Genomic DNA, 25815 nt, shown 5'->3' on the forward strand with positions numbered 1-25815 from the left:
AACTATAATGCCAAAAATGAAAACTCATAGAGGTGCAGCAAAGAGATTTAAAAAGACAGGAACAGGAAAGCTAAAGAGAGCTAAAGCTTTCAAGAGCCATATATTAACTAAGAAGAGTTCTAAGAGAAAGAGAAATCTTAGAAAAACTGCTTACGTTTCAACTGCACAAGAAAAAGCAATGAAGAAATTATTACCATATCTATAAGAATACGGAGTAGGAGGTTTGTAATATGGCAAGAGTTAAAAGAGCAGTAAACGCTCGTAAAAATCATAAAAAAGTATTAAAACTTGCAAAAGGTTACTACGGTGGAAAGAGCAAGTTATTTAAGACAGCAAACGAATCAGTGGTTAGAGCATTAAGAAATGCTTATGTTGGTAGAAGATTAAAGAAGAGAGATTACAGAAAACTTTGGATAGCAAGAATAAATGCTGCTACAAGAATAAATGGACTTTCTTATTCAAGATTTATGAACGGAATAAAATTAGCTGGTGTTGATATAAACAGAAAGATGCTTTCTGAAATAGCTATCAACGATGCAAAAGCATTTGCTGATTTAGTTGAATTAGCAAAGAAGCACTTAAACGCTTAGTATAAAAACGCGACTTTATGTCGCGTTTTTTTTATTCTATAAGAATCTCCAATGAATGCTGAATCAATCACGAAAGTACAATGAAGAAAGCTTTCTTTAACTGTGGAGAATTATGGCTCCTGTCGGAATTTTTTTAAATTACGATTAGAAAGAATATATGTGGCAAAATAACTGAAGAAGAGTACTTTAGTAAAATTTTCACGTTGCTTTACAGAAATGTTCTGATAATTCAGTATTACATAGTAGGTCTTATTAGTATTAGCTTTTGTTAGCAATGAAAATATTGTATAATTAATATAAATGCTTATCTAAGTTTAGCTGTAAACTTTGAAGCTATAGGTATCCTTTACGGAAACTTAAGTTATGCATGTTCGAAAATTGTGGCTTCTGAGGATTTTTGAGGCATGCATAACTTAATAGTTGAAGTTGGACACCTATATAAGATAAAGGAATGGTAGTTTATAATGAATTTCTTATAATTGCGTGTAGCTATAAATACCTTTTTAAGAATAGAGGTGGAAAAGTGCTGAAAAATAACTGGAAAGACAAATTTAAATTTAACGCAGTTCAAACTCTTGCCATAGGATTTGCATTGGTTATTCTACTTGGGGGGATTCTGCTTAGTTTGCCAATATGCTCACAGGATGGTTCTGCCACAAGTTTTATTGACAGTGTATTTACTTCAACGACAGCAGTATGTGTAACAGGGCTAGTGACTGTTGATACGGGGACTCACTGGAACTATATTGGTAAGACAATTATAATGATATTGATACAGGTTGGTGGACTTGGGTTCATGTCCTTTGCTACACTTTTAGCTATACTTATAGGAAAAAAGATAACCTTAAAAGATAGACTGGTTATGCAGGAGGCTATGAATACTTTTAATATTCAAGGTCTTGTAAAGATGGTCAGATATATAATGGTTTTTACATTTTCAGTGGAAGGCTTAGGGGCGCTGCTTTATTCAACTCAATTTATTCCAAGTTTCGGAATCGCAAAAGGGATATATTATAGTATATTTCATTCTGTTTCAGCTTTTTGCAATGCTGGTATAGATCTGTTTGGAGAGTTTAGAAGTCTGACTATTTATAATGATAATGCAGTAATCATATTGACAACTGCAGCGCTTATAATAATTGGTGGCTTAGGATTTGCAGTATGGATAGAAATTTATAATTTTAAGGGTATAAAAAAGCTATCATTTCATACTAAGATGGTTTTGACTATTACCTTGATTTTGTTAACTGCTGGAGCACTATTGATGTTTATCTTTGAATTTAATAATCCTGGAACCATGAAGGAAATGAACTTAAAAGATAAACTTTTGAATTCTTTTTTCGCATCAGTGACGCCTAGAACCGCTGGTTTTAACTCTATTTCCACTGCTGATATGACTGCAGCAGGTAAGCTTCTTACTATAATACTAATGTTCATTGGTGGATCTTCAGGTTCCACTGCAGGAGGAATTAAAACAACTACCTTTGGAGTTTTGGTATTTACTTTGATATCAACAATAAAGGGAAGAGAGGATACAGAAGTCTTTAGAAGAAGAATATCAAAGGAAACCGTATATAAATCCTTTGCTATATTCAGTATTGCGCTAGCATTGGTACTCTCGGTTACAATGATATTATCTGTTACTGAAATCTCTCAGCCCTTCGAATATCTGTTATATGAAGCCACTTCTGCTTTTGGAACAGTAGGTTTAACTTTAGGATTGACGCCTAAACTAAGTATTATTGGCAAAGTAGTTATAATATTAACTATGTATTGTGGTAGAGTTGGTCCTTTGACTGTAGCAGTAGCTTTAACAAAAGCTAAGAAAAAGCCGAATTATAAATACCCAGAGGATAAGATATTAGTTGGATAGGAGGAAGGTAAATGAGCAATAAACAGTTTGTTGTGATTGGATTAGGCAGATTTGGTACTTCTGTTGCTAAAACTCTTTATGATTTAGGAAATGATGTATTAGCTATAGATGTAGATGAAGATCTTGTTCAAGATATATCAGATAGCGTAACTCATGCTGTCCAAATGGATGCAACAGATGAGAGCGCCTTAAAGACACTAGGACTAAGAAATTTTGATGTAGCTGTAATTACTATAGGTGAAAATATTCAAGCTAGTGTAATGGTAACACTTTTAGTTAAAGAGTTAGGGGTAAAATATATCGTAGCAAAGGGACATAGTGATCTTCATGCCAAAGTTTTATATAAAATAGGAGCAGATAGAGTGGTGCTTCCAGAAAAAGATATGGGAGTGAGAGTAGCGCATAATTTAGTTTCTTCAACTATACTAGATTATATAGATCTATCTCCAGATTACAGTATAATTGAAATAGAAACACCAAAAGAATGGCACAATAGTAGTATAAGGGATTTAAGTCTTAGAACAAGATTTGGAATAAATGTTATGGCTATAAAAAAGGAACATGATATAAATATTACTCCAAATGCCGAGGAGATAATTGAACCAGGTGATATAATTGTAGCCATAGGTTCTACAGAAGATTTAGGAAAATTGGAATCTTTTGTAGCTAGAAAATAATTTAGAGGTGTATGCTGTGCATTTAATAGAAAGTACTGACAACAAACATTTTAAAGAAATAAAGAAATTAAAAGAGAAAAAATATAGAAAACAGTTTGGAGTGTATATAATTGAAGGCTTAAGATTTGTTGAAGAAGCAATGAAAGCCGATGCAGAGATTGAGGAGCTTATAATTGATGAGAGTAAGCAAAGCAGATTTGAAGCTGTTTACGAAAGAATAGATGACAGTAAGATTACTTTACTCAAGCCTTCTTTGTTTAATCAAGTATGTAATACTGAGAATTCTCAAGGTATAATGGCTGTAGTTAAAATGAGTAATTGTGGTAATAATATAGATGGGAGTTTTTATGTTCTTTTAGATAAGCTTCAGGATCCTGGTAATGTAGGGACCATAATAAGGACTGCTCATGCTGCTGCAGTGGATGGAATCATTATAAGAGAAGGAACTGTAGATATATATAATGATAAAACTTTGAGAAGTACTATGGGATCCATATTTTATACTAATATAATAGAAGATAAGAATTTGGAAGTTATAAACCAGTTTAAAGAAAAAGGTTTTAAACTTTTAGCAAGTTCCTTAGATACAGATTTTAATTATTATGAAGTTGATCTAAATGGCAAAATAATATTAGTGGTTGGAAATGAAGGAAATGGAGTTTCTGAGGAAATATATGAGCTTTGCGACTTGAAGGCAAAGATTCCTATGCCTGGTAATGCGGAGTCTTTAAATGCTTCAGTAGCTGCTTCTATAATGATTTATGAAAAAGTTAGGCAAAACTTGAGCAAATAGTATTGAACTAACATGGATTAATATGTATAATAGGCTATATAATCAAATATGAAAAAACTGTGAATGAGAGAGTAAGAATATATTAACTTTTCAGGGAGAAGAGATCAAAGACTGAAAGTCTCTTTATTGGTATCTATTCTGAAGTTCACTCAGGAGTTCTAACTGTGAAATAAAGTAGTAGTTAGCGGGGAACCGTTATATATATTAAGTGAGTATTTTACTAATTAGGGTGGTACCGCGGAACCTCCGTCCCTTTATAGGGGCGGTTTTTATTTTGCAAAAAAATAACTTTTAGATTTAGGAAGGAGAAAATAACATGAAAGAAAAACTTCTAGAAATCAAGGACAATGCGTTAAAAGTGCTTGAAGATGTGAAAAATAGTAGTGATATTGAAAACATTAGAGTTAAAATTCTAGGTAAAAAAGGTGAGTTAACAACAATTTTAAGAGGTATGGGAGGTCTTACTGCTGAAGAGAGACCTATTATAGGAAAACTTGCCAATGAAGTAAGAGCAGAGATTGAAAATAGATTAGAGCAAATTTCCAAGGAAATAAAGGATGCAGAGAAAAAGAAAAAGTTAGAAAGTGAAGTTATAGATATCTCTATGCCAGGAAGAAAAAACTTAATAGGTAAGAGACATCCGCTAGACTTGACTTTAGAGCATATGAAGGAAATATTCATATCCATGGGCTTTAGTATAGAGGAAGGTCCAGAAATAGAAAAGGATTATTATAACTTCGAAGCTCTTAATATACCTAAAAATCACCCAGCTAGAAGTGAACAAGATACTTTCTATATAAATGATAATCTAGTTTTAAGAACTCAAACTTCTCCAGTACAGATAAGAGTTATGGAGAAACAAAAACCACCTATAAAAATGATATCTCCAGGTAAAGTATTTAGATCTGATGCTGCTGATGCAACACATTCTCCAATATTTTATCAAATGGAAGGCTTAGTTATAGACAAAGGTATAACTTTTGCTGATTTAAAAGGAACTTTAGAGTTATTCGCTAAAAAGATGTTTGGAGAAAATGTTCAAACTAAATTCAGACCTCATCACTTCCCATTTACTGAACCTTCAGCTGAAATGGATGCTACTTGCTTCGTATGTGGAGGAGAAGGCTGCAGAGTATGTAAGGGTAGTGGTTGGATAGAGCTTTATGGTTGCGGTATGGTTCATCCACAAGTACTAAGAAATTGTGGTATTGATCCAGAAGAGTATAGCGGATTTGCTTTCGGTATGGGGGTAGACAGAATGGTTATGCTTAAGTATGGCATTGATGATATAAGACAACTATATGAAAGTGACATGAGATTTTTAAATCAGTTTTAGGAGGAATTTAATATGAAAGTACCTTATTTATGGTTAAAAGACTATGTGAATATAGATATAGATGCAAAAGAATTGGCTGATAGACTTACTCTATCAGGTTCAAAGGTTGAAGAAGTAATAACTTCCGGGGAAGACATTACTAACGTTGTAACTGGAAAGATACTTAAGATAGAACCACATCCAGATGCAGAAAAGTTAGTTATATGTCAAGTTGAAGTAGGTCAAGAAGAACCAGTTCAAATAGTTACTGGTGCAAAGAACATGAAGGAAAATGATATAGTTCCAGTTGCACTTCATGGCTCAACACTTCCAAATGGCTTGAAGATTAAGAAGGGTAAGCTTAGAGGAGTTCCTTCAAATGGTATGATGTGTTCAGAAGAAGAGCTTGGTATAGCCGGAGATGAACCAGTTCACGGGCTTATGATACTACCTGAGACTACACCTCTTGGTAAAGATATAAAGGATGTATTAGGGTTAAACAAGGCTGTAATAGACTTTGAAATAACTTCAAATAGACCTGATTGTCTTAGTGTAGTTGGTATAGCTAGAGAAACTGCTGCAACACTAGGAATAGAATATAAGACTCCTTCGCTTGATTACAAAGCTACAGGAGAAGGTGATGTGAATCAGCTTGTTAAGGTAGAAGTAAAAGATTCTCTATGTAAGAGATATATGGCAAGAGCAGTAAAGAACGTTAAGGTAGAAGCTTCACCAGCTTGGATGCAGGAAAGACTTTTAGAGGCTGGTGTAAGACCTATAAATAATGTTGTAGATATAACTAACTTTGTTATGCTAGAACTTGGCCAGCCAATGCATGCTTATGACAAGAGAGAAGTTAAATCTAATACAATAGTTGTTGAGAGAGCAAAAGAGAACGAAAAGTTTATTACTCTTGATGAAATTGAAAGAAATCTAGATACAGAAATTCTTTGTATTAAAGATGGAGGAGAAACTATAGGCCTCGCAGGCATAATGGGAGGGCTTCAGTCTGGAATAAAAGAAGATACAACTGATATAATTTTTGAAAGTGCTAGCTTTGATGGAACTAATATCCGTGTAAACTCTAAGAAACTTAATCTTAGATCAGAAGCATCTTCAAGATTTGAAAAAGATATAGACCCTAATCTTGCAGCTGTTGCATTAGATAGAGCTTGCGCTCTAATAAAGGAATTGAAGGTTGGAGAAATAGTTAATGGAACTATAGATATATACAATGATAAAAAAGAACCTCATACAATGAAGGTTAGTGGAAGCTGGATAAATAAATTCCTAGGTACTACTATTTCAAATGAGGAAATGAAAGAGTATCTTGATAGACTAGAGCTTAAAACAACTATAGAAAATGATGATTTAATTATAGCAGTACCAACTTTTAGAATTGATATTGCAATAAAAGAGGATATAGCAGAAGAAGTTGCTAGAATCTATGGTTACAATAAGGTTCCTATGACTGTAATAGGTGCTAACTCTCCTAAGGATGCTAAAAACAAGAAGCTTAAATTAGATGATTTAGTTATAAACACTATGATTTCAAGTGGATTAAATCAATCAATATCTTATTCTTTCGTAAGTCCTAAGGTATTTGATATGATAAACTTACCTCAGGATAGCGACCTTAGAAAAGTTGTAAAGATTAAGAATCCATTAGGTGAAGACTATAGCATAATGAGAACATCTACACTTCCATCTATGCTTGAATGCCTTGGTAGAAATTACTCAAGAAGCAACGAGTTTGCTAGTCTTTTTGAGCTTGGTAAGGTATATATTCCTAAGGAAGACGAAAATCAACTTCCTAATGAGAAAAATATACTTACAATTGGACTTTACGGCGATGTAGATTACCTAGATTTAAAGGGAGTAGTTGAAAATCTTATAGAAGTTTTAGGGGTAAAGAACCCTTCATTCAAGAGACAAAGTGACAATGTAAGCTATCACCCAGGTAAGACTGCTGACTTATACGTAGGTAAAGAAAGAGTTGGAGTTTTAGGAGAAATTCATCCAGATGTAGCTGATAACTATGGAATAGACACTAGTGTTTATGTAGCTGAGCTTGATTTAGATGTATTATACTCAAACTCGAATACATTGAAGAAATATAGACCACTACCAAAGTATCCAGCGGTAACAAGAGATATTGCTCTTTTAGTAGAGGATGCTATACTAGTTCAAGAGATTGAAGAAACTATAAGAAAAGCTGGTGGAAACTTAGTTGAAACTGTAAAACTATTTGATGTATACAAAGGAAAACAAATTCCAGAGGGCAAGAAGAGTATAGCTTATGCAATTTCTTATAGAGATGAAAATAAGACATTAACTGATAATGAAGTTAATAAAGTACATGATAAGATATTACGTTCTTTAGAATACAAGTTAGGTGCTCAATTAAGATAATTAATAGTTAAGCAAAAAAAAGCTGGTTCAAGTGAACCAGCTTTTTTGCTAGCTAGCAGCTACAATAATAATTTAAATATTATTAAAACTATCAAATAAAACTTTGAAATCATAGGCGTATATATGTTAACATAAAGTTAAGAGATTGAATGCTAAGAGGTGTTAAAATGGCTTCCGTAACTGTAAAGATAAATGGGATTGAATATAATCTAAAAGGAAAAGATGATGAAAAGTATCTAAATTATATTGCAAATTATGTTGATGACAAGGTAAAAGAGATTCTTGGTAAAAATGTTAAGTTAAGCTCCTTAGCTGCTACAGTTCTCGCTGCTATAAATATATCAGATGAGCTTTTTAAGGTTAACAATGATTTTAATGATCTATTAGATAACTTTGAAAAAATACAAAAAGAGAATGCTGAATTAAAAGAACAGATGAATAAAATATGTGAAGAAGCTAATTTAAGGCAAGAAGAAGAACTAAAATCAGTAAAAGATATAGAAAGCTTAGAAGAAGAAAAAGAGGTTTTAATACAACAAACTTTTACTTTAAAAGAAGAAAATGATGATTTGAAAATAGCAAACATTAGATATGAAGAAGAAAATAAAAGCTTATTACAAGCCTTAAATACTAAGGAAGAAGAGCTTAGAAATATAGAGAGTATGCAAAATAATAAAGATACTGAGGATTTATCCGAGCAAATTCTAGAACTTGAGGATGCCTCTAAGAAATTACTAGAGGAGAATAACTCCTTAAGGAAAACTAATAAGGAAATAAAATTTGAGTTACAAAGTCTTAAATATAAGGTTTTGGATTTAGAGAAAAAGTATTTAGACAGCCAATTCCAATTGGCAACTGAAAAGAAAAAGAAAGAGGCTTTTCTAAAAGATAAAAAATAGATTAACTATATAACACTTACTATACTTGGAAACTTACTTGCATGACAAGTAAGTTATTTTTCTGTTATAATATAAAGTATGTTTAAAGTATCGATTTAATAGCGGATATTAAGTTTTAGAATGGTGGTTATAGGGTTCTAACTTAAGTTTTCGTAATGGAACCCTATATAGGTATCCAACTTTAACTATTAATTTATACATGCAACACAATCCCTAGAAACTGGAATTTTATAACAAGTATAAATTAAGTTTTCGTAAAGGATACCTATAGGATATATAAATTATATTTATTGACCTACAACAAAGCATAGATAATATTAAGATGATATTACTCCAATTTGCCGGATATTTTAGAAAAATTTCATTATTATCAATATGAAAAAGATAAAATATTAGTTTTCATATGGAGTATATATCTATAGGAGAGATGGACTAATGAATAATATAGAGCTTTTAGCACCAGCAGGAAGCAAAGAGAGTTTATACGCTGCAATAAATAAAGGAGCAGATGCGGTATATTTAGGTGGAAGTAAGTTTTCAGCTAGAGCATATGCTTCTAATTTTGATGATGTGCAGCTTGAAGAAGTATTGGATTATGCACATTTATATGGTGTTAAGGTTTATATAACTATAAATACATTGATAAAAGAGAATGAGTTAAAAGAAGCTTTAGATTATATAGATTTTTTATATAGGATAGGTGTAGATGGACTTATAATACAAGATTTAGGTGTGTTTAACGAAGCTAGAAAGAGATATAAAGATATCGAACTTCATGGATCTACTCAGATGACTGTGCACAATGGAGATGGAGCGCTTTTCTTCAAAGAAAGTGGATTCAAAAGAATTGTACTTTCTAGAGAGTTATCTTTAAAAGAAATTGAATACATCTCTAAAGAGCTTAACATAGAAACTGAGATTTTTGTGCATGGAGCTTTATGTGTATGCTATTCAGGGCAGTGCTTGATGAGTAGTATGATTGGAGGAAGAAGCGGCAATAGAGGAAGATGTGCTCAATCCTGCAGGCTTCCATACAATATTATAAGACTGAGCGATGATATTAAAAAAGAAGGCTATTTACTAAGTCCAAAGGATATGTGTACAATAGAGGATGTGGAACAAATTGTCAATACAGGTACTTCTTCTCTGAAGATAGAGGGCAGAATGAAAAGACCTGAGTATGTTGCTGGAGTTGTAGAGTCCTATAGGACTGCGATAGATACTATAGAAGATAAAAACATTAGGTTTAATGTTAAAGATTCTAAAGATACCCTTATGCAGTTATTTAATAGAGAAGGTTTTTCTAAAGCCTATCTATATAAAAATGAAGGCAAGGATATGATGGCTTTTAAAAATCCAAAGAATACTGGTGTATATATTGGTTCTGTTAATAATAAAGGCGAGGTTTTACTTGAAAAGGATGTTATGCTAGGAGATGGTATAAGCAGTGGAAAAGAAGGTTTTACTATTAGTAAAATACTTCAAGGTAAGAATAGTTTAGATAAGGCGTCAAAGGGAATGGCAGTTAAACTTCTACCTGCTAAGTATAGAAATAACGATAAATTATATAAGACTTTAGACGTAGCTCTAATGGAACACTACAAGCCATCTTATGTGAATCCTTATGAAAATAAAATAGAGCTTGAAGCATTTATGATTTTTAAAGTTGGAGAGCCTTTAAAGGTTAGTCTAGATTATAATGGAAAGTTCTATGAGATTGAAGGTGAAGTAGTTCAAGCTGCAGTTAAGAAGCCTTTATCTGTTGAGAAAGTTGAAGAGAATATGATGAAGTCCGGAGAGACTCCATATAAGATAAATTCTATCAAGTTTTTAGAGTTCGAAGAGGGTTTTGTACCTGTATCAGCTATAAATTCATTAAGAAGACAAATCATAGAAGCTATAGAGGAGAATGAAATTAGTAAGCATAAGAGAAAAGTGGATATTCATGATTTGGGTATTGCTGATAAAAACAGTAGAACTTCTAAAGAATTTAATGGAGTCTTATACATTGTTAGAACTAAAGAGCAGTTAAAGGCTGTGATTGATAATAATTGTGACAACTACGGTATAGATGTATTTGGCAAAAGCTTAAATTCCTTCAAAGAAGAGGATTTGAAAAATATAGATTTATCAAAGGTTTATTTGAAAATTCCTAATATAATCAAAGAGGAATATAATTATGTATGTAGTGTCATTGATAAGTATATTGACAGAATAAAAGGAATTATAACTGCTAATGCAGGAATTATATATAGATATAATAGAAAAACTAGCATTATCGGAGATTATAAGCTTAATGTGTTTAACAGCAAAGCAGCAGAATTCTATAAGGGATTTATGGATGTAGTTCCAACAAGTGTTGAGCTAAATAAAGGTGAGATGACTTCTATAACTAAAGGAAGAAAAGCTTCATACCAAGCCTTGATTTATGGAAGAGTGGAGATGATGGTTAGTGAGTATTGTCCAATAGGAAGTACCTTCGGACAAAAGACATCAAATAGTAACTGTAATCAAAGCTGTATCAAGGATGATTTTGTTTTAGAAGATAGAATGAAAGAAAGATTTGTCATGACTACTGATAGATTCTGTAGATCTCATATATATAATAGCGTGCCTATTAACCTTATAGATGAGATAGAAAGAATGGAGCAAGTTGGAATAACAAGCTTTAGGGCTGATTTTATTGATGAAGATTATAACGAGGTTAGTCGTATAATATCAATTATTAATAAAGAAGAAAAAGATGATAAAAGTAATAAGTATACTAAGGGACATTATAAAAGAGGAGTAGAATAAAGGAGAAATTTTATGAACGATAAAGCGTTAAGAGTTCTAGAATTTAATAAGGTAAAAGAAGAGATAAAAAGATATGCACTTACAGGTGCTTCAAAAGATACTATAGATGAACTAGTTCCATATGACAATATTCATGAAGTAAAGGAACATCTTCAAGAAACTAAGGAAGCACTATTTCTTCTTATGAAAAAAGGAGCGCCTCCTTTTGAAGGGTTGTATGATGTAAGGGAAGCAGTTACAAGAGCTGAAAAGGGTGGTACATTAAATCCAGGGCAGCTTTTAAAAATAGGGAACATGGTTAGATGTGCCAGAAGATTCATAGATTTCATAAAAAGAAAAGATGAAGAGGAAGCTTATAATATATTAGAAGATATATGCGCTGGGCTTACTCCGATAAGAAAACTGGAGGATTCTATCTTTAATGCTATAATAGGCGAAGAAGAAATATCAGATAAGGCTAGTCAAACTCTTTATAATATAAGAAGAGCTTTAAAAGAAAGGAATTCCTCAGTTAGAGACAAGGTTAACTCTATAATAAGAGAAAATTCAAAGTTTTTACAGGATAACCTCTATACCATGAGAGGAGATAGATATGTAATTCCAGTAAAGTCTGAGCATAAGGGTTCTGTCCCAGGACTTATCCATGATCAAAGTTCCACTGGTGCCACTTTATTTATAGAGCCAATGAGCTTAGTAAAGATAAATAATGAAATTAAAGAACTTATGCTTAAGGAAAAGGCTGAGATTGAGAGAATACTTCAACAATTATCAGGCTATGTTTATGATGAAATTATAGCAGTAAAAAATAATGCTAACATACTAAATGAATTAGATTTTATATTTGCAAAGGCTAAATATGCTAGTTCCATTGAAGGTATTTGTCCTGCAGTTAATGACAACGGAATAGTGGATTTAGTTCAAGCTAAACACCCGCTTATAGATCCTAAGAAGGTTGTATCTTCTGATATTTACTTGGGAAGAGAATTTACAAGCCTTGTTATAACAGGACCTAATACCGGTGGTAAAACAGTAACTTTAAAGACTATTGGGCTTTTGCATGTAATGGCTATGAGCGGAATCTTAATACCTGCTAGAGAAAATTCTGCTGTAAGCTTTTTTAGAGAAATTTATGCAGATATAGGTGATGAACAAAGTATAGAACAAAGTTTATCTACATTTTCTTCTCATATGACAAATATTGTTTCCATAATGGAAGAAGCAGATAATGAATCTCTTATACTATTTGATGAATTAGGAGCAGGAACTGATCCAACTGAAGGTGCAGCACTTGCAGTGGCTATTCTAGAAACCCTTAGACATAGAAACTGTAAAATAGTAGCCACTACCCATTACAGTGAGCTTAAAGGATATGCTTTAAGAACTATGGGAGTAGAAAATGCTTCGGTGGAATTTGATGTAGAAACTTTGAGACCAACCTATAAGCTTTTAATAGGTATACCAGGTAAATCTAATGCCTTTGAAATTTCTAGAAGGCTTGGACTTGGCAATGACGTAATAGAAAAATCTAAAGAACTTATCTCTAGTGAATCTCTTCAATTTGAAGATTTGATACAAAGTCTTCAGGAAAAGAGCATGAAGGCTGAAAGGGATGCCAGAGAAGCTGAGATGCTTAAGCTTGAAGCTAGGAAACTAAGAGAAAAGTATGATGTTAAGCTTGAGAATCTAGAAAAAACAAGAGAAAATGCCTTCGGCGAAGCTAGAAGAGAAGCTAAACAAATCCTTAGAGAAGCAAAAGAAGAGGCTGATCAAATACTTAAGAACATGAGAGAGCTTGAGAGGCTTGGATATGACTCTGATGCAAGAAGAAAGCTAGAAGCGCAGAGAAGTAAGTTAAAAGATAAATTAGATAAAACTGAAAGTGTAATAAATAAGGCTGAAAAGGATAATGGTGAGACTATAGAAAATGTTAAGCCTGGAATGGAAGCTTTCTTACCTTCTTTGAATCAAAAGGTAGTAATACTTACAATGCCGGATTCTAGAGGTGATGTACAGGTAGAAGCTGGTATAATGAAAATCAATGTTAAATTAAAGGATCTTAGAAAATCCAAAGAAACCAAGGAAGTAAAGCAAAAGACCAGAAGAGAGGTAAACTTGAACACCAAGTCTGTTTCTAGCTCAGTAGATCTTAGAGGCTTAGATGCTGAGGAGGCATGCTATAATGCTGATAAATATCTAGATGAAGCATATCTTGGAGGACTTGGAGAGGTATCTTTAATCCATGGTAAGGGCACAGGAATACTGAGAAAAAGTATAAATGATATGCTTAAGAATCATCCTCATGTTAAGTCTTACAGATTGGGAGAATATGGAGAGGGTGGAAATGGAGTAACAGTAGTTCAACTTAAGTAGGAGGCTAAGTATGATATTGATAAGTGCATGCTTATGTGGATGCAACTGTAAGTATAATGGCGGAAATAATTACAATGAAAAAATAAAAAGGCTTTATGATGAAGGGAATGCAATACTTGTTTGCCCGGAAGAAATGTCAGGGCTAAGTACTCCTAGAGAACCTGTGGAAATACAAAATGGTACAGGATTTGACGTATTGGAAGGAAGAGCTAAAGTTTTATCTGCCCAAGGTACTGATGTTACTGAAAAGTTTATAAATGGAGCAAATAAAATTTTAGATATTGCATTAAAAAATAACGTAAAAACGGCAATATTAAAAGCTAAAAGCCCTTCCTGTGGCACTGGGAAAATCTACGATGGTACCTTTACAGGAACTCTCAAAGAAGGAAATGGGGTAACTGCTGAGCTTTTAAAGGCAAATAAAATTCAAGTGCTCAGTGAAGAAGACTATATATAAATCAGAAAAGGCAGATGCGCAAAAAAAAAATCACTGAAGAAAATCGCTTCAGTGATTTTTTACTGTAAAGAAAAGCATAAATTTTTATTAGCTAAAACTAACAATTATAGAGGGTATAGAACAGATTGTCAGTATATACAGTAAAAATGAAACTTATTCGCCTGCCAGAATTTCTTCACATACGTTCAGAAAAGGCAGATGCGCAAAAAAATCACTGAAGAAAATCGCTTCAGTGATTTTTTTATATAAAGTCTATTTAGCTACGACTTTAATATATTCAACCTTTGAGTCTTCTGTACCTTGTACGTATAGACCAACTTCTTTTAGTTCTTCAACATAATCTATAATTTCTTCTGTTATTATTTCACCTGGACAAAGTAGTGGAATTCCAGGTGGATAAGCTAATAAAAATTCACCACTTATCTTTCCTATACTATCTCTAAGAAGTATTGATTCTTTTTTGCTGTTAAAAGCATCTCTAGGAATCAGAACACTTTCAGGTATAGACGGAATATCTAAAAAGTCTGGTCTTACTTTACCTTTAGAAGAATACTCTTCAGAGACTTCTTTTAGAGCTTGAATTAATTTATCAATACTCTCTTTTGTGTCCCCAAAAGATCCTACTGCAAGAACATTGTATAAATCAGATAGCTCCATTTGTATATGGTACTTATTGGATAATATCATATCTAATTCATAACCTGTTATCCCGAGGTCTCTACAAGTTATTGTGATTTTAGTTGGATCTAAAGCTACCACTCCAGGTCTTCCTAAAATCTCTTCACCAAAGCAGTAGAAACCATCTATTTTATTTATTTCATTTCTAGCATAAGTTGCTAAATCAATAGCTTTATCTAAAAGCTCTTCTCCATTTAAAGCAATTTGTCTTCTAGCACAATCTAAACTTGCCATCAATATATATGATGGTGAAGTTGTTTGAAGTAGATTTAAAACTTGCTGAACTCTAGCTGGATCTATATAGTTGCTTTTTACTTGAAGTAAAGAACATTGGGTTAAAGCGCCTATTATTTTATGAGTGCTCTGTGCACAGATATCAGCACCTGCTTCCATTGCAGACATAGGTAGTTTTTCATTAAAAGCTAGATGAGGACCATGGGCTTCATCTACTATTAAAGGAATATCATAGCTATGAACAATATCAGCGATTTCTTTGATAGCAGTGGCAACACCATAATAAGTTGGGTTTATTATTAACACAGCCTTAGCATCTTTATTTTCTTCCAAAACCTTTTTTACTGTTTCAGGGGTAACACCATGAGCTATTCCTAATTGCTTATCAAGCTCTGGTTGCATAAATACAGGAATTGCTCCACTAAGGATTATCCCAGCGGTGATTGATTTGTGAACATTTCTAGGAATAATTATCTTATCGCCTTGGTTTACAACTGACATAATCATAGCTTGAATTGCGCCAGAAGTTCCGTGGATCGAGAAAAAAGAAGCATCTGAACCGTATGCATCAGCAGCAAGTTCCTGTGCTTTTTTTATTGGTCCTGTTGGATGATGTAGACTATCGACTAATTTAAACACCGTTACGTCTATCTTAAATGGGTTTTCACCTATAAAGTTTTTGAATTCCTCATCTATTCCTACGCCTTTCTTATGACCGGGAACGTGAAATGGAATTGTATCTCTATCTACATATTCCATTAGGGCATCAAACAAAGGAGTTTCATTTTGGTCAAATCTGTACACTTTGATACCGCACCTTCTTTCAACAAATAAATATCTCTTATGAAAAACAATATAATTATATGTTATGAGTAACTGTAATGCAATAAAAAAATTAATATGAATAAGATTTATTTATTATGACAATAATATAGGGCAGGAGGGATTAAAGTGGAAAATATTAAATTAAATAGTAGAGATAACAAAATAGGCAAGACTGCGGGTAAAGTAAGAAGATCTGGAAAGGTTCCAGGCATAGTTTACGGAAAAGGTATGCAGAACTTTATGTTTGAAATTGGTGAGCTAGAATTAAATCATGTTATTACTGAACATGGTGAGCATGGAGTAATAGATATTGATTTAAATGAACAAAAAAAGACTGTGCTGATTAAAGAGCTTCAAAGAGATCCAGTAACTCATAAAATTATACATTTAGATCTAGAAACTATAGATAAAAATCAAAAAATTATAACTACAGTACCACTACATTTCAAAGGTGAAGGAATACTTAATTCATATGGTGCTATAATTCAAAAGGAGAAATCGAACATAAGGGTTAGCTGTACTCCAGGTAATTTGCCAAAGTATTTGGAACTAGATGTTTCTCAGTCTTCAATAGGAAGTACTTACAAAGTAAGCGATATAGAGGTAGGTAAAGAGATATCTATAATTGATGACTTAAATACAGTACTTGGATCTGTTAGTTATGAACATAAAATACAAGAGGCTGTAGAACCTGAGGAAAGAAAAGAATAAATTAGCCCTATGATAACATAGGGTTTCTTTTTTACCAATATGAAATTACAAGAATACTTGTATTTACATAAGTAAAAATATAAGTATTGTTATCGTAAATTTGCACAATTTGATAAAATTAAAAATTTTACTATGAATATAATAATAAATTTTGGATGTAGATGATAATAGGATTTTAATGAGTATTAATGTGAAATAAGTGCACTTATATATATAAATGCACAGAATTTCATAAATTTACATATAAAAGTTCCAATTGTATTATTTTTGTTGTATAATATTTAATGTTAAATTATAAGGAGGGATATCAATGACTTATCTAGAAAAATACAATCAATGGTTGCAGTCGCCTACTATTAACGATGAAATAAAAGATGAATTGAAAAATATAACTGACGAAAAGGAAATAGAAGATAGATTTTACAAAGAATTAGAGTTTGGTACTGGTGGATTAAGAGGTGTTATAGGGGCAGGAACTAACAGAATGAATATATACACAGTAGGGAAAGCAACTCAGGGCCTAGCAGATTATATAAATGAAGCATATAAAGACGAAAAGTCAGTTGCAATAGCATATGACTCAAGAAATATGTCAAGAGAATTTGCTAAAGCTGCGGCTTTAACATTGTGTGCTAATGATATAAAGGTATATCTTTTTGAAGATTTAAGACCTACACCAATGTTATCATATACTGTTAGAAAGCTTAATTGTAAAGGTGGAATAGTAATAACAGCTTCTCATAATCCTAAGCAATATAACGGATATAAGGTTTATGGTGATGATGGTGGACAAGTTACTGATGAACCTGCAAAGAAGATAATTGGTTATGTAAATGCTATAGAGGATTACGCTAATGTTAAGTCATTAACTGAAGCTGAGGCTTTGGAGAAAGGCTTACTTCAATATATAGGAGAAGATGTTGATAAAACATATATTGATAGAGTAAAAGAATTAACAATCAGAAAAGAATTAGTTGAATCCGCTGCAAAGGATTTAAAAATAATATATACTCCTATACATGGTTCAGGAAATATGCCTGTAAGAAGAGTTTTAAAGGAATTAGGATATAATAATGTTCATGTAGTAAAGGAACAAGAAAAGCCAGATGGAAACTTCCCAACAGCTTCTTATCCTAATCCAGAAGAACCAGCAGTATTTAAGTTAGCTTTAGATCTAGCAAAAGAAGTGCAACCAGATATAATATTTGGTACGGATCCTGATTGTGATAGAATAGGTGTAGTGGTTAAAGATAATGAAGGTGAATATAGAGTTTTAACTGGAAATCAAACTGGAATGTTATTAACTCATTATGTTTTAAACTCACTTAAAGATACTAATAAACTTCCTGAAAAGGGCGCAATTATAAAGACAATTGTTACTACTGAAGCAGTAAGAAAAATGACAGCAGAGTATAAGGTAGAACTTATAGATGTTTTAACTGGCTTTAAATATATTGGTGAAAAGATTAGAGAATTTGAGGAATCAGGTAGTCATAAGTACCTTTTTGGCTTTGAAGAAAGCTACGGATATCTAGCAGGAGAATTCGTAAGAGATAAGGATGCTGTAATTGCATCTATGTTAATAGCTGAAATGACATTATACTATAAGTCTAAGGGGAAAACTCTCTACGATGGATTGATTGATATATATAATCAATATGGCTTCTACAGAGAAAACTTGGTGTCAATTGAACTTAAAGGAAAAGAAGGTCAAGAAAAAATAGCAAGTTGCATAGATAATATGAGAAACAACCCAATTTCAAGCGTTAATGGAATTAAAATTGTTAAGAGATTTGATTACAAAAAGAGTGAAGAAACAGATGTGGAAAAAGATGCTGTGAGCACTATAAACCTACCTAAATCAAATGTTCTTAAATATATTTTAGAAGATGATTCATGGTTTGTAGTAAGACCTTCTGGTACAGAACCTAAAATGAAGGTATACTTATCCATTGTTGGTAGCAGTTTAGAGGATGCAGAAAATAAGATTAAAAAGTATACTGATGATGTGATGCAGATTATTAATGACAAATTGAATTAAGAAATCATTATAGATGGACCAGTTCTAGTAGGTAAATATTTTTATGTTATACAGGGGGATGTCCTTAGTGAACAAAAAAGTATTATTATGAATTGGTTCTTATAAAGATGTATTTTATAAATTTATAATAGTAATTAGTTAATTAACGATTATATCTATTGAGTTCCTAACTTAACTATTAATTTGTATATTACCGAAAATCCATAGAACTTGTGATTTTTGACAATTATAAATTAAGTTTCGTTATAGGAACTCTTTACAAAGATACCACTTCAGCTTTGTATATATTTTCATTGGCATTATGTAATTATGGCAGTAAAAGATGGGAATATAGTTGAAAGTTATGAAGTGGTAATCTATACATATTTAAATTACATGCTCTTAGTAATTGATTTGAGTGATTTTTAATTCAATATTAAAAACAAAAGATTTATAAATAGGGGTGAATATTATGGACTATAATTCACTTTTTAAGGATAAGCTATCAAAACTATTATTCCTTGAAATAAAAGATATCGATGCCTTTTTGAGAAAGATTAGTTATAATGGAATAAAACTTGCAAGCAAAGAATTGTTTATGCCAATCAGCATGGAGTTTTTGGCTGATAAAGTGAAAAATAATAAGGAACTTAAAGAAATACCTATATATCAATTTATTGAAGGTATGTTTTATGCTATAGGTGCAGATGAGGACTTTAAATATAACGAGGACTATATAAAAATTATAGTTTCTATAAATGATTCCGAAGAGTGTATTAAAGGAATAGTAGCGAACAAAGTAAAAGAAGAAAATTATAATGATGGCTATGTACTTTTAAGAGGACTGTGTAGAGTATATGGAAAAGAGGAATTTTTTGAAAGACTTGTCGGCATTGGAGAAATAATAAGATCAGCTAATAAAGACTTTAAAAGTGTTCTCTTAGAGGATATTTCTTTTTACAAATACAAATATCCTAAGAGTGCTATGCCTTATATGTTCGAGGCAGTTTTACTTAAAGCAGAAGGTGAGTACTCAAAGGCTTTTATGTGCCTAAATGAATATATTAGACTAGGGGGAGCTAGAACTTCAGATGTTGACGATTTGCTTGATGAAGTTTCTGATATAGCTAACTATGAAAAAGGTAAGGAAGAGATTGATGAAAATCCTTTGGAAGCCTTGAAAAAGCTTCTTCCTTTAGTAGATAAGTTTGAGGATAACGCACTTATATATTATTATGTAGGTTTATCATATAGAAAAATTGAAAATTACGAGAAAGCTATTTACTATCTTAATGAAAGTTTAAGAATAGATAGTTCTATAGTAGAAACTGTAAATGAGTTGGGTATTAATTATGCAGCAATTGGGGATTTTGAAAGTGCTATAATGTATTTTAGAAAGGCCTTTGAAGCTACAAAGGACGTTGAAGTTTGTACAAATTTGATAATGTGTTACTACAATATAGGTAAGCTTGAAGAAGCAAGGCTTCATCTTGATATAGCAAATAAATTAAATGCTGATGATGAAATTGTAAAACAATTAAATAATATAATAGGGGGATAAGTAATGGAATTAAGAGAATATTTCAACATTATAAGAAAAAGACTATTGTTAGTTATACTAATAACATTGAGCTGTACATTGTTGACAGCAGTAGTAAGTTATTTTGTAATAAAGCCAGTATATAAAGCTGATATATCAGTAATAATAGGTCAAAATGATAAAGCAGATCAGACAAAAGAAAACTATAATGATGTGATGATGTATCAGAAGATGGTTAAGACCTACAGTATATTTGTGCAGACTAAAGTTGTAGCAAATGATGTCATAAAAGAACTAGACTTAGATATGACACCTGAAGAACTTATAAAAATGACTTCTGTTACGCCTAAAGGAGATACAGAGTTTTTAACTATAACTGTAAAGTCAAAGAATAAGAATGAAGTAGCAAAGATTGCTAATCAAATCGCTAAATCACTAAAAAAAGAATCTATGGAGATATATAATAGAGATAATGTTAAGTTAGTTGATGAGGCCGTTGCTCCAACTAGTCCAGATAGTCCTAGACCACTGTTAAATATTGCTGTAGCATTGTTTGTAGGACTAATGTTATCTGTGGGACTTGTTTTCCTAATTGAATACCTTGATAACACCGTTAAGGATGAAGAAGAATTATCAAGACTACTTGAAGTTCCTGTAATAGGAGTAATTCCTATTATAGAAGAATAATGGAGGCTTAAAATGGATAAAAACTTAATTTCTTTAGTTAGTAATAAATCTAGAGGTGCTGAAGCTTTTAGAACTTTAAGAACAAACATACAATATTCATCGTTAGATGAAAAAATGCGCGTTATTGTAATAACATCTTCGAGTCCTTCTGAAGGAAAAAGTACAGTAATATCTAATTTAGCCTCATCAATGGCTCAAGCTGGTAAGAAGGTTCTTTTGATAGATTGTGACTTTAGAAGACCAACAGTTCATAAAAAATTTGGAATTCCTAATTCGAAAGGATTAGCCAATATAATAATTGGAGAAAATAAAATTGAAGAATGTCTAAAGAGTACTGAAATAAAAAATCTGTACATACTTACCTGTGGCACTCTTCCTCCTAATCCATCGGAGTTATTGGGTAGTAAGGCGATGACTAAGTATTTAAACGAGTTTAAAGAAATATTCGATGTTGTATTAATAGATGCACCGCCAGTTTTAGCTGTGACTGATGCTCAAATACTTTCTGTAAATGCAGACGGTACTCTTCTTGTTGCTTCTTACGGAAAAACTGAGAAGAAGGCGATTATTAAGTCTAAAGAAATGTTGGACAAAGTTGGATCTAAATTAATCGGGGTTGTGTTAAACATGGTACCATCTAAGGCGAATGAGTATTACTATAGTAAATATTATGGATACTACGATAAAGAGTAGGTGAAATTATGATAGATTTTCACAGTCATATAATACCAAGTGTAGATGACGGCTCTCAGTCTTTTGAGATTACAAAAGATATGATAAGAAATTCTATAAGTCAAGGAGTAACTCATATTTGCGCCACTTCTCATTATATTCCTGGGGAGTTTGAGCAAGAAAAAAATAATTATGATAACATTTTCTCAGAAGTTAGTGACTTTGGAAAACAAGAAGGCATAAAGGTTATTAAAGGATTAGAAGTATATATAACACCTAATCTCGTTGATCTTTATAGTGATGGTTTAATTTGGTGCATAAATGATAAAAAATATATGCTGATAGAGCTTCCGATGAGAGAGTTTCCCCTTTATACTGAGGATGTGTTTTATGAACTTAGGTTAAAGGGAGTTACTCCAATACTTGCTCATCCTGAGAGAAATTTTAAAATTGCTAACAACATAGAGTTATTAAAGAACCTTGTAGAACAAGGAAACTTAGCTCAGGTAAATGCAGGTAGCTTAACAGGAGCATATGGTAACACTATAAAAGATGTGGCAGAACAGCTGGTGGCTAGAAACTTAGTTCACATAGTTGGTAGTGATGGCCACAACAATGAAAAAAGAAATACTTATATTGATAAGGCTTATGAAGTAATAAAGGAAGTCAATATAGAGTTATATAAATGGATTGAAAGTAACGAGCTTAATATTTTGAATGGTGAAGAAGTAAATCCATTGTCTATTAGAGAGCCTAAGAAGCAAGGCCTTCTATCAAGATTATTTAAGAAGAAGTAATTAGAAATTCTAATTACTTCTTTTTTTACTGTTAAAAAATTGTAAAGGTATTTGTTAGCTAAACCTAGTGATTTCAAGAGATTAGAACAGATGTTTAGGGGAAACAGTAAAAAAATAAAATTATATCACCTGCTATATTTTGTAAAAGCATATTCAGAAAGTCAGATGTGTAAAAATGCTCACTGAATAAGATCGCTTCAGCGACTTTTTATAATTTTAAGAGTCATATGTATAGCAAAAATATAATTGAAATATGCTTTGCTTTTTCCGATAATTGATCATGAAAGCGTGAATTTTATGAAATATAATGAGAAAGCTCTTATCTATTTATTGTAAAGATGGAAACTTATTACAATATGCAAGTCGAAAAATGTCTGTCTAACGCGGGTTATTTGATGACAAAAGTAGGACAAAGGTTATATTTGGAAATTTTTTTGCATAAAATTTGACTTTAAATTGTAATAAGTGTAAAATTAGTAAGAGTTTAAAATGATTTAGAGGTATATTATGAAAAGAAAAAATATGGGAACAGAACTTTTTAAATTTGCAACTTATTTTGTAGATGCAGTACTAGTAGTTTTTTCAGTATATTTATCTTTTTTAATACAGTTTAAGTCAGATCCGCCAGAATATAATATTACTCCATTTTTTAATATAATTCCATTTATAGTTTTAGCTTATTTGATATATATGTATGTATTCGGCCTTGGTGATTTATTAAAAAAGGGAATAGGTGAAACTATATATTCAATTGGCATCACAGTGGTAGCCTTGTTTATAACTACTGCGGGAATAACATTCTTTGCAAGAGGATTTGCATATCCTAGAATGGTTCTTGTTATTAGTACTATTGTACAGTTTGTAATTTTATCTATTTGGAGAGTGGTTATTTGGAGCATAAGCAGAATACTTCATGGGGTAAAGGAATGTCTCATTGTTGGGGAAGGTTCACTAGAGTATCTAACTAAGAAAATCCTTATGAAGCAGAGAGATTTATACAACATAAAATATATATGTGGAAGTAAAAGTAAGAGTTTAGATCAATATGTTGCTAATGTAGATGTAGTTTTTATATGCAATGACGTAGAGTTAAATGTAAAGCAGAAAATTGTTGATAGCTGTCTTACAAGCAGGAAGAGTGTATATATAATTCCTGGAATATATGAGATTGCAATACTAAACTCAAAGCTAAATAGGGCAGATGACATTCCTATGTTCAAGGTGAAAAAACTTGGGCTTACTCTTGAAGCTAGGATATTTAAGAGAATGCTGGATATAATAGTTTCTTTGATTGGTTTAATTTTGACAAGTCCAATAATGATATTCGTTATAATAGCTATAAAATTATCAGATGGTGGAGAGATATTCTACAAGCAAGAAAGAGTTACAATCAATGAAAAAAAGTTTTTTGTACTGAAATTTAGGACCATGGTAATGAATGCCGAAAAGCTCACTGGACCTGTACTTGCTGGTGAGTCAGATCCGAGGATAACAAAGATTGGTAGGATTTTAAGAGCCACTAGAATAGATGAACTACCTCAATTTTTAAACATATTATTTGGAGATATGAGTGTTGTGGGACCTAGACCTGAAAGGCCGTTTTTTGTAGAGCAATTTAAAAATGAAATACCAGATTACAAGTATAGAACAATTGTTAAGGCCGGGCTTACAGGACTGGCACAAGTATTAGGTAAATACTCAACAACACCGGAAGATAAAGCAATATACGATATACTATATATTAAGAATTATTCAATACTTTTAGATTTAAAGTTAATACTTCAAACTATAAAGATTATGTTCGTGAGAGAAAGTTCACAAGGTCTGAAGGATGATTTGCCATTAAATAAGCTTATAAAAAATACAAATGCTGAAATAACAATAGATAAAATGGAAGATTAATTAATGTATAAGATACTAACGAAAGTACTTTAGTTAGGTTTAATTTAGGAGACTTTTTAGTCTCCTAATTATTTTAGGGAGAGAGGTATTATGAAAAAATTAATAAGTATAGTATTTTGTATATATATTTTTTTAATCCCTTTGATTCCTTTTGGAATAAGAGGAAATAATTATAATAATGCAGTTCAAATGATCCTACTTATAGTATTTATTTTATATATCTATCTTTTTATTAAAGACAAAAACTTTATAAAGTTAAAACTAGATATAATTAGTTTTTTTAGTAAGAAAGTATACATACTAATGGTTGTTTTCCTACTGTTGATGTTATTATCTACAATTTATGCTGAGGATAAATCCATAGCTTTAAAAGAGAGTATGAGATTTTTTACTTATATCATAATTATGTTTATGATTGATAGGGGGTTTAATAAAAGAGAAAGAGAAAAAATTATATTTACTATTTTATTTATATCATTCACAGTTTCTATATTAGGTATAGTACAGTACTTCACAGGTATAGGAGCAGAAACACATATATTTTCTTCGGTAAGGCCTAGAGTACAATCTACTTTAGATAATCCCAATACTTTAGGAGCGTTTCAGGTTTTAATGCTTTTTCCTTTAATATCAATCACTAGAGCAGAAAATAAGAGCGTTGTATTTAAAGTATTATCTATAGTCACCAGTGTAATGTGCTTTATAAATTTAATTATGTCTATGTCTAGAAGTGCTATGATGGGATTTGCAATTGGATTGGTACTGTTACTATTACTCTTTGGAAAAAGGCTGTTGCTTATTCTGATTCCAGTTGCAGGGATAATATTAGCTATTCCAAGCAGTATTAGTAGGATAAAGCAGATTACTGACAGTAATCAAAATGAATCAAGAATAAGAATATGGAATTCGGCTATAAAAATGATAAAGGAGCAACCATACTTTGGAGTGGGAAATGGTAATTTTATAGTAAAGTATCCTAAGTATACTAAGCTTTATCCACAGTTTAAAGAGCAAGGTGTAGATGTTTTTCCTAGCCATAACTCCTATTTAAAAATAGCAAGCGAATTGGGGATTGTTGGGGAACTAAGCTTCTGGCTGATAATTATATTTATTCTTAGAGAAGCTGCTCATTTCATGAAAAACAAATCACAAACTTTGACATCCTATTTTATTGAAGGATTTTTAGTTGGATTAATTCCATTTTTGTTTATGAACTGTTTTGATAATATTTTATTTGTACCTAAGGTTTCAACTTTCTTTTGGATCATGGTAGCAATGTTATTCTCATATAGGGAGTCAGAAATATAAGAAATACGGATAAGCAATGATAGTTTTTTAGTACCTTTAAAACATAATTAAAGATGAACCACTTCGATTGGAAATCTATTTTCAAAGCTCTTCTGGGGTGTGAGATGATAATTTGAAAATGTAAGCTTTATTACCAAGTGGTACATTTAAAGATGCATAACTTCCATCTGAAATCTATCAAAATAAATCTTCATAGATTCATGGAAAGATTTGTTTTGAGTTTAAGGATTGAAGTATTATGTTTGTTCAGAGGAGTATA

Annotated in this window: 20 protein-coding genes and 1 other annotated feature; of the genes, 19 read left to right on the forward strand and 1 reads right to left on the reverse strand. The window is 31.7% G+C overall.

Annotated features, from left to right (window positions below; genetic code table 11):
- Nucleotides 1–7: 7 nt before the first annotated feature.
- The 11 genes from rpmI (at nt 8) to C1I91_RS10270 (ending at nt 14182) form a co-directional block, all read left to right on the forward strand.
- Nucleotides 8–205, forward strand: coding sequence for a 50S ribosomal protein L35 (gene rpmI, locus C1I91_RS10220; protein WP_128212788.1), 198 nt, complete (start codon nt 8–10; stop codon nt 203–205).
- Nucleotides 206–230: 25 nt separating this feature from the next.
- Nucleotides 231–590: a 50S ribosomal protein L20 gene (gene rplT, locus C1I91_RS10225; protein WP_128212789.1), complete on the forward strand. Its 360-nt coding sequence runs from the start codon at nt 231–233 to the stop codon at nt 588–590.
- 526 nt (nt 591–1116) lie between these two features.
- Nucleotides 1117–2463 carry a TrkH family potassium uptake protein gene (locus C1I91_RS10230; RefSeq protein WP_238476030.1) on the forward strand — a complete coding sequence of 449 codons (1347 nt, stop codon included), beginning with the start codon at nt 1117–1119 and terminating at the stop codon, nt 2461–2463.
- 11 nt (nt 2464–2474) lie between these two features.
- Nucleotides 2475–3140 (forward strand): potassium channel family protein, encoded by a 666-nt coding sequence (locus C1I91_RS10235; RefSeq protein ID WP_128212791.1) that lies wholly within the window; start codon nt 2475–2477, stop codon nt 3138–3140.
- Between the two features lie 16 nt (nt 3141–3156).
- A complete protein-coding gene (locus C1I91_RS10240; RefSeq protein WP_128212792.1) occupies nt 3157–3933 on the forward strand; it encodes a TrmH family RNA methyltransferase in 777 nt (258 codons plus the stop codon).
- Between the two features lie 50 nt (nt 3934–3983).
- Nucleotides 3984–4190, forward strand: a binding site (T-box leader).
- Nucleotides 4191–4249: 59 nt separating this feature from the next.
- Nucleotides 4250–5269: a phenylalanine--tRNA ligase subunit alpha gene (gene pheS, locus C1I91_RS10245; protein WP_128212793.1), complete on the forward strand. Its 1020-nt coding sequence runs from the start codon at nt 4250–4252 to the stop codon at nt 5267–5269.
- 12 nt (nt 5270–5281) lie between these two features.
- Nucleotides 5282–7660 carry a phenylalanine--tRNA ligase subunit beta gene (gene pheT / locus C1I91_RS10250; RefSeq protein WP_128212794.1) on the forward strand — a complete coding sequence of 793 codons (2379 nt, stop codon included), beginning with the start codon at nt 5282–5284 and terminating at the stop codon, nt 7658–7660.
- 167 nt (nt 7661–7827) lie between these two features.
- Nucleotides 7828–8559 carry a cell division protein ZapA gene (locus C1I91_RS10255; RefSeq protein WP_164880492.1) on the forward strand — a complete coding sequence of 244 codons (732 nt, stop codon included), beginning with the start codon at nt 7828–7830 and terminating at the stop codon, nt 8557–8559.
- A gap of 435 nt (nt 8560–8994) precedes the next feature.
- Nucleotides 8995–11355: a U32 family peptidase gene (locus C1I91_RS10260; RefSeq protein WP_128212796.1), complete on the forward strand. Its 2361-nt coding sequence runs from the start codon at nt 8995–8997 to the stop codon at nt 11353–11355.
- 12 nt (nt 11356–11367) lie between these two features.
- A complete protein-coding gene (locus C1I91_RS10265; RefSeq protein WP_128212797.1) occupies nt 11368–13725 on the forward strand; it encodes an endonuclease MutS2 in 2358 nt (785 codons plus the stop codon).
- Between the two features lie 10 nt (nt 13726–13735).
- Nucleotides 13736–14182 (forward strand): 2-thiouracil desulfurase family protein, encoded by a 447-nt coding sequence (locus C1I91_RS10270; RefSeq protein ID WP_128212798.1) that lies wholly within the window; start codon nt 13736–13738, stop codon nt 14180–14182.
- Between the two features lie 252 nt (nt 14183–14434).
- Here C1I91_RS10270 and C1I91_RS10275 read toward each other — a convergent pair whose 3' ends face one another.
- On the reverse strand, nt 14435–15898 hold the full coding sequence (locus C1I91_RS10275; RefSeq protein WP_128212799.1) for an aminotransferase class I/II-fold pyridoxal phosphate-dependent enzyme: 1464 nt from the start codon (nt 15896–15898) through the stop codon (nt 14435–14437).
- Nucleotides 15899–16045: 147 nt separating this feature from the next.
- On the opposite strand from C1I91_RS10275, the gene C1I91_RS10280 reads away from it, so the two are divergent.
- From C1I91_RS10280 to C1I91_RS10315, 8 genes are all read left to right on the forward strand, one after another.
- The gene (locus C1I91_RS10280) at nt 16046–16630 is read left to right on the forward strand and encodes a 50S ribosomal protein L25 (protein WP_128212800.1); all 585 of its coding nucleotides are present in this window, start codon (nt 16046–16048) and stop codon (nt 16628–16630) included.
- A 310-nt stretch (nt 16631–16940) separates the two neighbouring features.
- A complete protein-coding gene (locus C1I91_RS10285) occupies nt 16941–18671 on the forward strand; it encodes a phospho-sugar mutase (protein ID WP_128212801.1) in 1731 nt (576 codons plus the stop codon).
- A 451-nt stretch (nt 18672–19122) separates the two neighbouring features.
- Nucleotides 19123–20211, forward strand: coding sequence for a tetratricopeptide repeat protein (locus C1I91_RS10290; protein ID WP_128212802.1), 1089 nt, complete (start codon nt 19123–19125; stop codon nt 20209–20211).
- Between the two features lie 3 nt (nt 20212–20214).
- Nucleotides 20215–20877 (forward strand): YveK family protein, encoded by a 663-nt coding sequence (locus C1I91_RS10295; protein WP_128212803.1) that lies wholly within the window; start codon nt 20215–20217, stop codon nt 20875–20877.
- A gap of 12 nt (nt 20878–20889) precedes the next feature.
- Nucleotides 20890–21570 (forward strand): CpsD/CapB family tyrosine-protein kinase, encoded by a 681-nt coding sequence (locus tag C1I91_RS10300; protein ID WP_128212804.1) that lies wholly within the window; start codon nt 20890–20892, stop codon nt 21568–21570.
- A gap of 8 nt (nt 21571–21578) precedes the next feature.
- Nucleotides 21579–22346, forward strand: a complete 768-nt coding sequence (locus C1I91_RS10305) for a tyrosine-protein phosphatase (RefSeq protein ID WP_128212805.1) — start codon at nt 21579–21581, stop codon at nt 22344–22346.
- Between the two features lie 507 nt (nt 22347–22853).
- Nucleotides 22854–24248, forward strand: coding sequence for a sugar transferase (locus tag C1I91_RS10310; protein ID WP_128212806.1), 1395 nt, complete (start codon nt 22854–22856; stop codon nt 24246–24248).
- Between the two features lie 90 nt (nt 24249–24338).
- Entirely contained in the window at nt 24339–25556 is a 1218-nt protein-coding gene (locus C1I91_RS10315) for an O-antigen ligase family protein (RefSeq protein WP_128212807.1), read from the forward strand.
- The last annotated feature ends 259 nt before the right edge of the window (nt 25557–25815 follow it).

Origin of the sequence: Clostridium manihotivorum, from assembly GCF_004015185.1 — a bacterium.
GTDB classification, from domain to species: Bacteria; Bacillota; Clostridia; order Clostridiales; family Clostridiaceae; genus Clostridium_AR; species Clostridium_AR manihotivorum.

Excerpts from the sequence above, each read along its gene's own strand:
- rpmI (WP_128212788.1), top strand. The coding sequence starts at position 8 with ATGCCAAAAATGAAAACTCATAGAGGTGCAGCAAAGAGATTTAAAAAG.
- rplT (WP_128212789.1), top strand. The coding sequence starts at position 231 with ATGGCAAGAGTTAAAAGAGCAGTAAACGCTCGTAAAAATCATAAAAAA.
- C1I91_RS10235 (WP_128212791.1), top strand. The coding sequence starts at position 2,475 with ATGAGCAATAAACAGTTTGTTGTGATTGGATTAGGCAGATTTGGTACT.
- pheS (WP_128212793.1), top strand. The coding sequence starts at position 4,250 with ATGAAAGAAAAACTTCTAGAAATCAAGGACAATGCGTTAAAAGTGCTT.
- pheT (WP_128212794.1), top strand. The coding sequence starts at position 5,282 with ATGAAAGTACCTTATTTATGGTTAAAAGACTATGTGAATATAGATATA.
- C1I91_RS10255 (WP_164880492.1), top strand. The coding sequence starts at position 7,828 with ATGGCTTCCGTAACTGTAAAGATAAATGGGATTGAATATAATCTAAAA.
- C1I91_RS10260 (WP_128212796.1), top strand. The coding sequence starts at position 8,995 with ATGAATAATATAGAGCTTTTAGCACCAGCAGGAAGCAAAGAGAGTTTA.
- C1I91_RS10265 (WP_128212797.1), top strand. The coding sequence starts at position 11,368 with ATGAACGATAAAGCGTTAAGAGTTCTAGAATTTAATAAGGTAAAAGAA.
- C1I91_RS10270 (WP_128212798.1), top strand. The coding sequence starts at position 13,736 with ATGATATTGATAAGTGCATGCTTATGTGGATGCAACTGTAAGTATAAT.
- C1I91_RS10285 (WP_128212801.1), top strand. The coding sequence starts at position 16,941 with ATGACTTATCTAGAAAAATACAATCAATGGTTGCAGTCGCCTACTATT.
- C1I91_RS10290 (WP_128212802.1), top strand. The coding sequence starts at position 19,123 with ATGGACTATAATTCACTTTTTAAGGATAAGCTATCAAAACTATTATTC.
- C1I91_RS10295 (WP_128212803.1), top strand. The coding sequence starts at position 20,215 with ATGGAATTAAGAGAATATTTCAACATTATAAGAAAAAGACTATTGTTA.
- C1I91_RS10300 (WP_128212804.1), top strand. The coding sequence starts at position 20,890 with ATGGATAAAAACTTAATTTCTTTAGTTAGTAATAAATCTAGAGGTGCT.
- C1I91_RS10305 (WP_128212805.1), top strand. The coding sequence starts at position 21,579 with ATGATAGATTTTCACAGTCATATAATACCAAGTGTAGATGACGGCTCT.
- C1I91_RS10310 (WP_128212806.1), top strand. The coding sequence starts at position 22,854 with ATGAAAAGAAAAAATATGGGAACAGAACTTTTTAAATTTGCAACTTAT.
- C1I91_RS10315 (WP_128212807.1), top strand. The coding sequence starts at position 24,339 with ATGAAAAAATTAATAAGTATAGTATTTTGTATATATATTTTTTTAATC.